The organism is Streptomyces sp. CA-250714 (genome assembly GCF_050936705.1).
Lineage (GTDB): Bacteria > Actinomycetota > Actinomycetes > Streptomycetales > Streptomycetaceae > Streptomyces.
The window spans coordinates 511,233-523,647 of sequence record NZ_JBNJMI010000002.1 but is presented as its reverse complement, the minus strand read 5'-3'; the positions used below and the strand labels follow the sequence as shown (position 1 = coordinate 523,647).

Here is a 12,415-nt window from a genome sequence, read left to right as displayed (position 1 = left end):
CCCGACGACCGCCGCTATGGTGAGGGGCCAGGAAACGGACAACGGTCCGCTCTACCGTCATGAACGTAGAGGACAGTTGTCCGGTTCGCAAGAAGGCCCCCTCAACACGCCGTCGCGCACCCGCAGTTCCAGCGCCGGGGCGGAGAAAGACGGAAGGAGGACGAGTGCGGCACAGACAAACCGGCACCCGGCTGCGCTCGGACGCGCAGCGCAACCGCGAACGCATCCTCGAGGTGGCGCTCGCGGAGCTGACGCGCGCGGCGGACGCGCCACTGAGCGCCATCGCGAAGAAGGCGGGCGTCGGCCAGGGCACCTTCTACCGCAACTTCCCCAGCCGCGAGGCACTGGTGCTGGAGGTCTACCGCTACGAGGTGCAGCAAGTGGCCGAAGCGGCGGAACAGTTGCTCCGCACCCGGCCGCCCGACCAGGCGCTCCGCGAGTGGATGGACCGGCTCGCGCAGTACGCCCTGGCCAAGGCCGGTCTGGCCGACGCCCTGCGCTCGGCCACCACTACCACCAACGCACGCGGCACACTGGCCGGGCTCGGGCACGGCTCGGTCACCCAGGCCGTCACCAGCCTCCTGGAGGCGAACGAACGAGCCGGCACCATCCGCAGCGGAGTGACCCCGCAGGACTTCCTGCTCGCCATCGCGGGACTGTGGCAGATCGACCCGCACGACGACTGGCAGGCACGAGCCGAACGCCTACTGGACCTGGTGATGGACGGCCTGCGCACGGGAGCACCGGGCACCGCCGCCCCTACCGACAGCTGAACCGGGGCACCCGCGAGCGCCGACGGCTACTCGACTGCTCGACCGTGGCCGGTGACGGGGGTGGCCGGCGGGGTGCCCGCATCCGCCGCCGCGCCCTGTTCGTCGTACGACCGGTGGCGATCGTGGTGGCCGGTTGTCCCAGTCATGATCCGCATCTGCCCCGATCCGGCCCCGTCAGACCTACCGCCGACTCCGGCCGGGCGGAGGCCGAACATCCGGATCGCGCTCGCTGTCAGATCGCCAGCGCTCGGGGTGCCGGGGTGCCACGGTCGGGTTCGCCGCCGTACGCCTGCCAGGCCGTGGCCAGACGGCGCACTGCTTCGGTCAGCGTCTCGGGGGCGGCGAGGAAGTGCAGACGGATGAACTCCCTGCTGCCCCCGGACGCGTCGAGCCCGCTGCCGGGCAGCACCGCGACACCGTGCCGGAGGGCCGTCTGCGCGAACGAGTCGCCGTCACCGTGCGGGAGACGTATCCAGAGGGTGTGACCGCCGGTGACGGCCGGGATGTGCCAGTCCGGCAGCCGGCGCAGCAATTCCGCACGCAGGTGGTCATGGCGGACCTGGCGGTCTGCCGCTGCGTCCTGGCACAGAGTTTCGATACGGGGCAGCAGTTCGGCGGCAGCGAGCTGCGCGGGGAAGTTCCCACCCAGGTCGTGCACCGCCCGCAGCCGGGCGAGGCGGTCGATGACGGGCCGTGCGGCCCGAACCCAGCCGACGCGCAGCCCGCCCCAGACGCTCTTGCTGAGCGAGCCCACCGAGATAACCGTGTCGCCGAACGCGGCGAGCGGAGGGGGCGTGGACTGCTGCCCGGGAAAGGCGAGCGGGGCGAGGACCTCGTCATCGATGAGCGGCACATCCGCGGCGGCGGCTGCCGCGGCGATCCGGCGGCGCGCCAGCGGCGGCAGCACCGTCCCGGTCGGGTTGTGGTGGGTGGGCACGATGTAGCCGAGTTCCGGGCGGCGACCGGGATTACGGACCCGCGCTTCGAAGCCGTCCAGGCCGACGGGCAGCGTCTCCAAGGACGTCGTCTGTTCCCGGAAGGCCTCCAGCGCGCCGGGGTAGGTGGGCGCCTCGACCAGCACCGTGCCGCCGGGCTGGACGAAGGCGCGGGCGAGCAGGGAGAGCGCCTGCTGACCGCCGTTGGTGATCAGCACCTGCTCGGGGGCGGTCGGTACGCCCCGCCGGCTGTAGTGGTCGGCCACAGCGCGGCGCAGCTGCCGATGACCCAACGGGTGGTACCCGATGTCGTTCGCCACGGTGGCCAGTTGGGACAGCGCCCGCTCGTACGCCGCCAGCAGCATCGGCGGAGGCGAGGGGGACGCGGCGCACGCCATGAGGATCACGTCGTCGTCCTCGGGCTCCAGCAGGTGGAGGAAGACCGGCGCGTTCGTGGTCTCCCTCGGCCCGGGACGCGAGGGGCCTGCCACCCGGGTACCGCTTCCCTGGCGCCGGACGATCCGGCCTTCCAGGCTGAGCTGTTCGTACGCGGCCACGACCGTCCCGCGTCCCACCGCGAGCGCGGACGCCAGAGCCCGGTCGGGCGGCAGCCCGGTGCCGGGCGGCAGTTCGCCCTCGTCCACCAGGCGCCGCAGCCGTGCGGTGAGCAGGAGATACAGCGGTCCGCGGCCGGCCGACCACCGTCCCAGGCGGTCTGCCAGTTCAACTGGGCCCATCGGCATGATCGGTCTTTCGGTCCGTGCGGGTGCGGACGAGGCGATTGGTTCGCCGCGTGGACCAATCATGGCGTATTGGCCCTGTGCTCCGGCCATGAGGATGGCGAGGATCACAGCATGACCACACGACATGAGGCTCCGCGCACCTCCGCCGCGGTATCGGTGCCCGAGGCCGTCGCCGCCCTCCCGGGGCCCTTCCAGCAGCGGAACCTGGCCATGGTGAACGACACCACCGTCGTCCGTCTCGCCCGGCTGGAAGGCGAGTTCCCCTGGCACAGCCACGACGGTGACGAGCTGTTCCTGTGCTGGGACGGCACCTTTCAGATCGAACTGGAGGGCCGGGAGCCGGTGCTGCTGAAGCCGGGCGAACTCTTCGTCGTCCCCAGAGGACTGCGCCATCGCCCTGTCGCGGAGCAGCCCGCCCACATCCTGCTCATCGAGCACCCGGACACCCAGCAGTACGGAAACTGACGCCCACCGCCACCCCGTCTCGTCAGCGCAGCGAAGGGGGGCGGGACCGCGCCCCGTCAGGGGCGCGGGGAACTGCGCGACAAGCCACAGACACACCCGCAGTCCGCGAGCAACGGACAGGGGCACCCCCCTTACCGGAACAACGGAGAGGTCCGCGCAGGCGGCACCGCCGACATGGGTGGCTCAGAAAACCGACCAGCCGGTCAGCGACGTGAAGGCATCCAGCGCCGCGACACCGGCCACCGAATTGCCCCGCACATCGAGGCCGGGACTCCACACGCAGAGCGTGCACCGGCCCGGGACCACCGCGAGGATGCCGCCGCCCACGCCGCTCTTGCCGGGCAGCCCCACCCGGTACGCGAAGTCGCCCGCCGCGTCGTACGTCCCGCAGGTGAGCATGACCGCGTTGATCCGCTTGGCCTCCCGCGCCGCCAGCAGTCGGGAGCCGTCCGCGCCCAGCCCGTGGCGGGCCAGGAAGGAGCCGGCCAGGGCCAGATCCCGGCAGCTCATGGCGATCGAGCACTGCAGGAAGTAGTGCTCCAGCAGGGTCGGCACGGGATTGTCCAGGTTGCCGTAGGCGGCCATGAAGTGCGCCAGCGCCGCGTTGCGGTCGCCGTGCTCCGCCTCGGAGGAGGCCACGGCCGGGTCGAAGGTGACCTCCGGGTTCCCGCTCTCGGCGCGCAGGAAGTCCAGCAATGAGCTGCTGGCATCCCCGGTGAGGGACTGCAACCGGTCGGTGACCACCAGTGCGCCCGAGTTGAGGAAGGGGTTACGCGGAATGCCGTGCTCGTACTCCAGCTGCACCAGGGAGTTGAAGGGAGTGCCGGACGGCTCCCGCCCCACACGCGCCCACAGGCTCTCGCCGTCCTGGGCCAGCACCAGCGCCAGGCTGAACGTCTTGGAGATGCTCTGTACGGAGAAGGGCACCTCCCAGTCGCCGACCCCGGTGACCGAGCCGTCCACATCCGCGAGTGCCATGCCGAACCCGCCCAGGTCCGCCGCGGCCAGTGCCGGGATGTACCCCGCTGCCTGCCCGCGGCCGATCTGGGGCGCCACGGCGTCCGCGACCTCGTCGAGCACTGCCTGGTAGTCCATCGTCCGCGTTTCTCCTGAGCTTGCCGTGCCGTCCGCGCCCGATCCGGACGAGCCGCCGCGGGCGGCGCCGGTTCGCACGTCAGGCCCGGTCGCAGACTTTAGCCTGGCGGAAACGCCCCACCTCACCTGGGACGCGCGCGCCGGCGGACGCGCCGAGGCGCGGGCAAGAATGCGGCAGTGCGGCACCGGGGCGGGGCGCCGACTCGTGATCCCGCCCGGCAGGACGTGCCGACTCTCGGAACACCTGGCTTCGACAACAAGGTCGGCTCGGCGGATCTTGACCGGGGCCTCTCCGTTGTTCCGGTAAGGGGGTGCCCCTGTCCGACGCTGGCGGACTGCGGGTTGCGTTGTGGTTCCTCGCGCAGTTCCCCGCGCCCCTTGGGGGCGCGTCCCCTTGCTGTGCTTGGGGCTTCACTGCCCGAGGCGGCTCAGTGCCTGCATGGCCTCGCGCTCAATGCGTGAGAGATCGCAGAGAAGCGTGCCTGCCTCTGTGAGGCACTGCGCATTGCCCGATTCACCGGCCTCCGTGATCAGTGCTGCGACTTGCGTCCACAGCGTGGCTGCCTCAGCGTAGAGCGAGTGACCGGTGCGCAGATGGCTGCTGTCGAGCAGTTCGGCGCATTCGGCCAGGAAGTCGCGGTAGAGGTTGCGGAACAGGGCGCCACCGGTCCCGGCCTGCTCCATCAGGAGGGCAGCCTGCGGCAGGTCCCGCTGCGGATCGTCGGCCCGCTGCAGCCAGGTGCGTACGAGCTTGCCGGCCTTCTCGATGCCTCGGTGGCCGAGGTTGGCGATGGGCGGGTTGAGGAAGGCGTCGGCACAGGCGGTGATGGCGGGAACGATCCGGCCCTGCGGGGAGGGCAGGCTGCTCGGAGCGGTGACGGTGAAGGAACGGTGCTTGGCGGCCATCGGGCCGCGCGCGGCCCTGGCCTGGGCGAGGCTGGTCAGACTGGTGGTCACCGTTCCGCCTTGCTGCTCGGTGTCCACCAGGTAGGCGTCGTGGTCGTCGTAGCCGTACATGGCGACGACGTGGCCGCCGAAGTGCACCTTCGAACCGAAGTAGTCCAGGTAGTAGCTGTCGAGTTGCAGCCCGACGGGGTGGCCGGCGTCGACGGGGGCCACCACGTTCTCCCATGCCCTGCGGGGGGAGGTGGTCTCCTGGACCAGGAGCTCCAGATCGAGTCCGGTGGCCAGGTTCCTGGTGAGGACGAACGGCTTGACCCGTCCCCCGAGGAACGGGAAGCCCATGCCCTTGCTGTCCCAGTAGATGAAGGACAGGCCGGAGCCGAGGCCGAAGAGCATGGGCTCGGACAGATCGACCCCCTGGTGCCGCAGCAGCACCCCCAGGGTTGTTGTCTCGCAGTGCTGCGTACCGCGGACATCGATGTCTCTCACCGTGGTCATGCCATGCGCTCCTGGAGGGGAATGATCAGCCGGATCACCGGTTCTTCTACGGCGCCTCGACCCGAGGCTGCACCGGGACCTCGTCCTGCACGCCACCATGGTGGACTCTCCCACGGTGGGAGAGTCCACCGCCGTACTACCTCGTGGCCTAGGTCGTGCCCGGCGGATCTTGCGTGTCTGGCATGGGGGGCGCTCGCCAGCACTGTGCCTCTGGCGCAGACCTCCCGAGCGCAGCAGGGAGCACGTGCCCCGTCAGGGGCGCGGGGAACTGCGCGAGCAGACCACAACGCACCCGCAGCCTGCGAACGCCAGAAAGGGCACCCCCTGCCCAGCAAAACGGGAGGGACCCCCAGAACCGCCGGACCCCCTACGCGCCGAGCAGCGCGGCGGCTGCGGCCAGCAGATCCTGATTGCGCCCCGTGACATCGCGCTCGGTCAACTGGTGCAGCTCGTCCGCCTGTACGCCGAGATCCTCGAGCGGGACGTCGACGTTGCCGCGTGCCCGGGTGGCGCGGCGCAGGGCGACCCGGAAGCCGGCACCGCGCGGCAACTCGCCGAGCAGATCGGGCAGCCAGACCCGCAGCAGCTCGTGCGTCCACACGTTGGCGCCGCCCGCACCGGTCCGCCGCGCGGTGCCGAGGACGGGGCCGAGGCGGTTGTCCTGGAAGCCGGCGGCGAAGATGTCGGCAGCCGAGTAGGACAGCGCATCGGTGATCAGGACCTTCGGGCCGGAGTAGCGCGGCAGCCCGGCGGTGATCGCGTCGGGGTCGGTGAGCGGGAAGCCCTGCGAGTGCACCTCGCCGGTCTCCACGGCGGCACGGATCGAGCCCGTCCAGGCGCGGAACCCCGGATTGGCCCGGGCCAGCGCGAGCGCGGCGCGCGTGGTCGACAGCGAGAAGCTCACCGGCGCGACGGGGCGCTCGCTCAGAAGCTGCAGGACGCACTCCGCGGCCGGGACATGACCCCCCGGGTTGCCGCGGATGTCCACGATCAGCCCTCCCGGCGGAGCACTCGCCACGATCCTCGCCACCTGCTCGGCGAACAGCCGCGCACCCGCCACGTTGAACGAGAAGATGCGCAGATATCCGTACGAGCGGCCCCGGATCCGCAGCGTCCGGTGGTCGACGACGCTCCGCAGGGCCCGCGGGGACGGACGCCGCGCCTGGACCGGTGCGAACAGCGCGCGCTTGATCTGCCGCGTGGCTTCTCTGCCGGTGTCGATGCCGAGGCTCGTCGCGAGCGTGGGCACCGGATCCTGCGCGCGTCCCGCGCGCCACTCTGCGGCGCGCACCCGCCAGGGGAGGCGCGTCTCGCGGCGGCGGCCGGCGGGTGTGCGGTAGGACAGCAGTACCCAGTGTTCGTCTGGCGGGGGACCGGTGCGCAACGGCCGCAGCGTCAGCGCCTCCAGTCCGCGCGCCAGGCGTGCGTCGGGGTTGGAGCCCGCCTGTGCGGCTGCGTTGCGTTCGATCGCGCGCTCGATCGGGACGCCGTTCCAGGCCTCCAGCTCGGCGCCCACGTCGAAGCCCGCGTGCACGAGCGAGGGGTCGACCTTGGAGACGATGTGGTGCGGCGTCCCGTCGGGGTCGACATAGCGCTCGACCAGGAAGCCCAGCGTCGCCACGTGGCCCCGGTACGGGTCGGGCAGCTGGTAGACGGTGTGCAGGTCGCGCAGCTCGCGGAAGACGCCCGCGAGCTCGGCGTGGAACTGCGGCTCGCTGAGCGTACGGAGGCGGCGTTCGAGCAGCCGCAGCCGCTGGACCGGATCGATGGCGTGCATCGCCCGCTTCAGCGGAAGGTGGACGTACAGCTCCTCGAGCAGTACGCGCGCCGCGGCCACCAGCTGATAGCGGCCCGCGAGCGGCAGCGGGTCGGCGCCGGCCCGGTCCAGGAACGCGTCGAGCCCGATCGAGTCCGGCAGCGTCCGGGGCGGCTGCCTCACCGTCGCGCTCATGAGTAGTAGTCCGCGAGGTGCTGGAGCTGGGGCACCCCGCTGCGGGCCACGGCGGCGAAGTAGGCCGCATCGTGGGTCAGCGGGTCAAGCCGCGGTACGACCAGATCCGGTGGGATCTCACCGGCGGCGGCGAACGCACCCACATCGCCGTCCGGCATGTCACCGAACAGGACGAGCGGTGCGTCGGGATCGTCGAGTGGCCCGCCCCAGTCCGCGAGCGCGTCCTGCGCGGCGCGCCAGGCGGCCACCGGGTCGGCGCGTACACCCTCCAGCGCACGCTTGACGCCGGGCCAGTCGAGCACGGCGTCGCTCCGGCCCGGCTGACGTACCGCCACCCGGCGCTTGAGCCCGGCCACCGTGAGGGTGTCGGTGTCCGTCGCACCGGCGGCGGTCATCAGCCCCGGCAGTCCGTAGAACGGTCGGCCGCGCACCATCACCAGCCGTACGTGGCGCTCGGTCGCGTCGATCAGATTGCGGTACACGTCCCGCGTCGGGTCGTGGCGTTCGAGTACGAGCAGGTCGGCGGCGCTGCCCCGGCGCAGCCGGCCGACCTGCGGCCCCCAGGCGGTCGCCAGCGCGTCGCCGGGGTTCGCGGTGACCATGTCGCAGAGTTCGCGGTCGCTGAACCGCCCGCCGAGCTCGTGGCGGTTGACGGCGTCGGCGACCTTGAGCTCGCCGAGCACGTTCTTGGTCCCCGACGGCGACCAGTCGGAGCCGAGCGCGATCCGCAGCCCCTTCCTGTCCGCCTCCACCACGTCCGTCGTCTCGTGGTACAGCCAGTAGTTGGAGAACGGCGACCATACGACGGTCCCCTTCTCCGCGGCGTTGATCGCCGTCACCGCGTCCTGCCACATCGCGAAGTCCGCCGCGGTCAGCGCGGTGCTGTGCACACCGATCAAGCCGGGCTTCAGACACGGTTCGAGATCGTCGAACTCGTCGTGGACGATCGAGCCGGGCTTCCCCTCCGCCACGTGGTAGATCAGCACGCGCGTCCCGTCGAGCTGATCCGCCCGCTTCTCACGCAGCTCGTCGGCATCGAGCTGGAGCGCCGCGGTCATCACCATGTCGGCGCCCGCCGGCAGCTTCTCGTTGTCGATGATCCGCAGCAGCCACCCGTCCACGGGCCGGGTCGAATGCGGAGCGCCCTGAATGGCGGTGGTCCCACCGATCAGTGCCTTGACCTCGACGTACTTGATCAGCGCTTCCGGCGCGGCCTGTTGGAGCACCTTGGCGGGCCAGCTGACCGACGTGGAGTAGTCGGGCGGCTCGGCCTCCTTGACCCAGCGGTCGTGGTGCACATACGGGACACCGACCGCCTCCCACAGCGGAAGCGTGTTGTAGCCGATGTGGTTGTGGAGGTCGATCAGGCCGGGGAGGATCAGTGCTCCCGTGTCGATCCGCGGTGCGCCGGAGAACCCCGCGGGGGGATCCTGCCCGGCCGACCGCACCGCGGCCAGCCGGCCGTCGTCCCCGACGTACACCGCGCCGAGGTCGAGGACGCGATGGTCGTCGTCGAAGGTGACGACCGTGCCGCGGAGTACGAGCGCCATCAGTCCGGCGCCTTCCACACCAGCGTGTGCCCGTCGTCCGGCGACGGGCGGCTGACGGAGTTCTGCGCCTCGCCCGGCCTGGCCCGCACCCAGGAGTCGTCCCCCAGGAATGCCGGCGCGCCGAAGGGCAGGTCACGGCGGGGGATCGCGGTGTAGTCGGACTCCTTGAACTCCGCCCCGTAGTTGGGTCCTGTGTTGTCGCCGTCGTCGTCCGGCGTCACGACCGTACGGAGGAGCGTGACGGCATCGCGCCACCCGTCCAGCAGCTCCGCCTCGTCATGGCTGGAGGGGTGGGGGACCTCGACGAGCGCGACCTGCGGCCGTGTCGTCCACAGTCGAACCGCCTCCCGGGCCATGAACCCCATCGCGACGACGGCTTCCAGCGTCGGGTCCGTCGCCCGGTCGAAGACGGCGTTGCGCCACTGCGTCTGCGCCGGATCGCCGAGGCGGTCCTTCATCGGGAACGCCTGGCTCGGATGCACCGCGTACGCCCATGCGTTCAGACAGACATAGGAGCGGGTCAGACCGAGTTTGGTGAGGAAGCCCTGCACCCGCTGTCCGGCGTTGCCGACGAGGCTGCGCCCGGCGATCCGCTCGGTCGGGCCCGGGTCCGAGGCCACGATCAGCACACGGGCCGAGCCGTCGAGCCGGCCGCGGTAGAAGATCGGCCCCCAGTCGAACCAGAACGCCGACTCGACGGGCGGGTCGGGCACCTGTGCGAACAGTTCGGCGAACTGGGCCGTCGGGCCACGGTCGAATTCCGGCATTGCTCAGCGTCTCCTCGTCGGTCGGACGGTGCCCGCCATCGGCCCCACCGGGGCCCTCCGCGCTCTCGTGCCGCCATGACGGGGTCCGGGCACATGGATCACCCGCGCCGGCCCTCACAAACCGCGACAGCCGCCAACTGGCCGAGGGGAGGCCGACGGAGGACAGCCCGGAGGGCCATCTCGTACCCCGATCGGCTGACGCCCGGCGCGTACGGCGAGGATCGAGGGGCGGACAAACGAAAGGAAGGGTGTGGGAGGGGTGGGAGGAAGGAACGCCAGGGCCCGTATGCACACGGACGGGGCGCTACGGCGCAGCATTGCGGCGGCCGGCGCTGTGCTGCTCGCCTTCGGTGTGCCTGCCTGTGGAGCCGCCGAGCGGGCTCCCGCGCAGCAGGCCGGTCACAGTCGTCTCGCCCTGGAGCCCGGCCGTGACCTTCCCTTTCCGCTGCGGGGGATTACAACGGACTCGGTGGAGAACCGGGATGAACTCGTACGGTCCGTCGCGGACCTGTCGAGTGCGCCGACGGTACGCATCGTGTTCCAGGAGGACGCCTCGGTGGGTGACTACGCGGCGGCCATCGACCGACTGAGACCGCACGCCTACCTCATGGGAGAGCTGCTCGACTCCGAGGCACTGTCCGGCTTCAGCGTCGGCCAGGTACGGGAACGCGCCGAGGAGTTCGTCGCGGCTTACGGCGACCGGATCGACGTATGGGAGATCGGGAACGAGCTGAACGGCTCATGGACCGGTGGCAGCCCCGCTGAGATCAACGAGAAGGTGCAGGCGGCCTACGACGTGGTCGAGAAGCACGGTGGGCGGACTGCTCTCACGCTCAACCACTGGTCCGGACCCGACTGCTACGAGAAGTCGTGGGAACCGACCGCGACCTACGCTCGGCGTATGCCCGCGCGGCTCAGGAACGGCGTCGACTTCGTGCTGCTGAGCATCTACGAAACGGCGTGCTCGCCGGCTCAGCATCCGTCCCCGAGGCAGATCGGCGACATGCTCGTACGCCTCGGCAAGACGTTTCCGGATGCGAAGCTCGGCATCGGAGAGATAGGAGCACAGGGGAAACAGGACGGCCTTTCCAAGAATCCCGGTCTTCCGGAGAAGCAACGCCTCGCCGAGCGGTACTACGGCATGCAGCATGAACTGCAGCAGCACCTGGGACCGCGCTTCATCGGCGGCTATTTCTGGTGGTACTACCACGATGACGCCGTCCCCCGCGGCCGAACCGGGTCACTATGGCCCACCCTGAACCGGCTGCTGCACTCCCTGTGAGCCGACTCGGGTTTCCAGGCGACCTCAGGCAGCCTTTCCGTGCGGGTGCCGACGCTTGTGGCCGGAGCGTGCCTGCTCCTCCGGCCGGCTCTCCTGAGCCTGAGAGCGCTTGGCCTCGATGTCCTCGGCAGTGGGAAGGCCGGTCACTTGCAGCTCAGGCAGCACCATGGCCGGGTCCCTTAGCGGACTGGCCGGGTCCGGTGGCAGCGGTCCGCCGAACGGAGCGCCGGGCTCCGTACCGGCGCGGGACCCCTGGGCCGCAGGCCGGAACGTGGGGGCGATCTCCTGCTCCCCCTCGCGCGCCATCTCCCGGTCCCGCGCGCCCGTCTCCGGCTCTCCGGCGGCGGCCGCCAGCGCGGCCTCGGCCCGTGAAGGCCCCGAGCGCGCCGCGGAGACGCTCTCCGCGGTTTCGGGCTCGGTCTCGGCCTCGGTCTCGGCCTCGGGCTGCTGTGCGCGTTCCAGGAAGCGCAGCAGCTCGACGGGGAAGGGAAGCACAAGGGTGGAGTTCTTCTCGGCGGCGACGGCCGTGATGGTCTGGAGCAGTCGCAGTTGCAGCGCCGCGGGCTGTACGGACATCTGCTGGGCCGCTTCCGCCAGCCGCTTCGACGCCTGGAGTTCCGCGTCCGCGTTGATGACGCGCGCCCGCCGCTCACGGTGTGCCTCGGCCTGCCGCGCCATGGAGCGCTTCATGGTGTCCGGCAGCGACACATCCTTGATCTCCACCCGGTCGATCTGGACGCCCCAGTCGACGGCGGGGCTGTCGATCATCAGCTCCAGGCCCTGGTTGAGCTTCTCCCGGTTGGAGAGCAGATCGTCCAGGTCGCTCTTTCCGATGATCGACCGCAGCGAGGTCTGGGCCATCTGCGAGACGGCGAACTGGTAGTTCTCGACGCGGATGACCGCGTCGGCCGCTTCCACCACCTTGAAGTAGACGACCGCGTCGACGCGCACCGTCACGTTGTCCCGCGTGATGCCCTCCTGGGCCGGTACGGGCATCGTGACGATCTGCATGTTCACTTTGCGCAGTCGGTCGACCCCAGGGACGATCAGCGTCAGTCCGGGCCCTCGTACATCACGCAGGAGGCGTCCGAAGCGCAGTACGACACCGCGTTCGTACTGCTTGATGATGCGGACCGCCGACAGGAGTCCCAACGCCGCCAGCGCGGCCACGACGACGATGACAGCTATCACTACTTGCAGCATGACGACACCTACCATCGACAGCAGGTATTACCAGCGTAGACCCGGTCACGACAGGCAAGCGAGCGCTGGAAGCGCACCCGCGACGGCCCCTTTCCGAGGGCGGCCGCCCGCCAGGCGTCCGAGGTCGGAGGCGTACGAGGAGAAGCCGGCGCAACACGGTCGGTGAACGAGCGCCGGCGTGCGGGACCGCGCCGTAGTCTCGTCGCGGCCGGCAGGCAGTGACGGTCCGGCGCCGACCACCATGGCGGGC

At 70.7% G+C, this 12,415-nt stretch carries 10 protein-coding genes; 3 read left to right on the top strand and 7 right to left on the bottom strand.

Annotation, left to right across the window (positions count from 1 at the left end):
- Positions 1-164 precede the first annotated feature (164 nt).
- Positions 165-773: a TetR/AcrR family transcriptional regulator gene (locus tag ACQEU8_RS21185; RefSeq protein ID WP_433103376.1), complete on the top strand. Its 609-nt coding sequence runs from the start codon at positions 165-167 to the stop codon at positions 771-773.
- Positions 774-1,005: 232 nt separating this feature from the next.
- On the opposite strand, the gene ACQEU8_RS21180 is transcribed toward ACQEU8_RS21185, so the two are convergent.
- Positions 1,006-2,451 carry a PLP-dependent aminotransferase family protein gene (locus tag ACQEU8_RS21180; protein ID WP_433103374.1) on the bottom strand — a complete coding sequence of 482 codons (1,446 nt, stop codon included), beginning with the start codon at positions 2,449-2,451 and terminating at the stop codon, positions 1,006-1,008.
- 111 nt (positions 2,452-2,562) lie between these two features.
- On the opposite strand from ACQEU8_RS21180, the gene ACQEU8_RS21175 reads away from it, so the two are divergent.
- Positions 2,563-2,916, top strand: a complete 354-nt coding sequence (locus ACQEU8_RS21175; RefSeq protein WP_433103372.1) for a cupin domain-containing protein — start codon at positions 2,563-2,565, stop codon at positions 2,914-2,916.
- Between the two features lie 183 nt (positions 2,917-3,099).
- Here ACQEU8_RS21175 and ACQEU8_RS21170 read toward each other — a convergent pair whose 3' ends face one another.
- The 5 genes from ACQEU8_RS21170 to ACQEU8_RS21150 all read right to left on the bottom strand — a co-directional run bounded on the left by ACQEU8_RS21170 (position 3,100) and on the right by ACQEU8_RS21150 (position 9,680).
- Positions 3,100-4,011, bottom strand: coding sequence for a glutaminase (locus ACQEU8_RS21170; protein ID WP_433103370.1), 912 nt, complete (start codon positions 4,009-4,011; stop codon positions 3,100-3,102).
- Between the two features lie 411 nt (positions 4,012-4,422).
- Complete coding sequence (locus ACQEU8_RS21165; protein ID WP_433103368.1) at positions 4,423-5,412, bottom strand: BtrH N-terminal domain-containing protein; 990 nt, start codon at positions 5,410-5,412, stop codon at positions 4,423-4,425.
- A 367-nt stretch (positions 5,413-5,779) separates the two neighbouring features.
- Positions 5,780-7,363, bottom strand: coding sequence for a S41 family peptidase (locus ACQEU8_RS21160; protein ID WP_433103366.1), 1,584 nt, complete (start codon positions 7,361-7,363; stop codon positions 5,780-5,782).
- The gene (locus tag ACQEU8_RS21155; protein ID WP_433103364.1) at positions 7,360-8,913 is read right to left on the bottom strand and encodes an amidohydrolase family protein; all 1,554 of its coding nucleotides are present in this window, start codon (positions 8,911-8,913) and stop codon (positions 7,360-7,362) included. The genes ACQEU8_RS21160 and ACQEU8_RS21155 overlap by 4 nt, the downstream gene beginning before the upstream one ends.
- A complete protein-coding gene (locus ACQEU8_RS21150; RefSeq protein ID WP_433103362.1) occupies positions 8,913-9,680 on the bottom strand; it encodes a hypothetical protein in 768 nt (255 codons plus the stop codon). The genes ACQEU8_RS21155 and ACQEU8_RS21150 overlap by 1 nt, the downstream gene beginning before the upstream one ends.
- A 286-nt stretch (positions 9,681-9,966) precedes the next feature.
- On the opposite strand from ACQEU8_RS21150, the gene ACQEU8_RS21145 reads away from it, so the two are divergent.
- Entirely contained in the window at positions 9,967-10,962 is a 996-nt protein-coding gene (locus ACQEU8_RS21145; RefSeq protein ID WP_433103360.1) for a Tat pathway signal sequence, read from the top strand.
- 24 nt (positions 10,963-10,986) lie between these two features.
- Here the strand turns inward: ACQEU8_RS21145 and ACQEU8_RS21140 are convergent, their stop codons facing one another.
- On the bottom strand, positions 10,987-12,165 hold the full coding sequence (locus ACQEU8_RS21140; RefSeq protein WP_433103358.1) for a slipin family protein: 1,179 nt from the start codon (positions 12,163-12,165) through the stop codon (positions 10,987-10,989).
- Between the last annotated feature and the right edge of the window lie 250 nt (positions 12,166-12,415).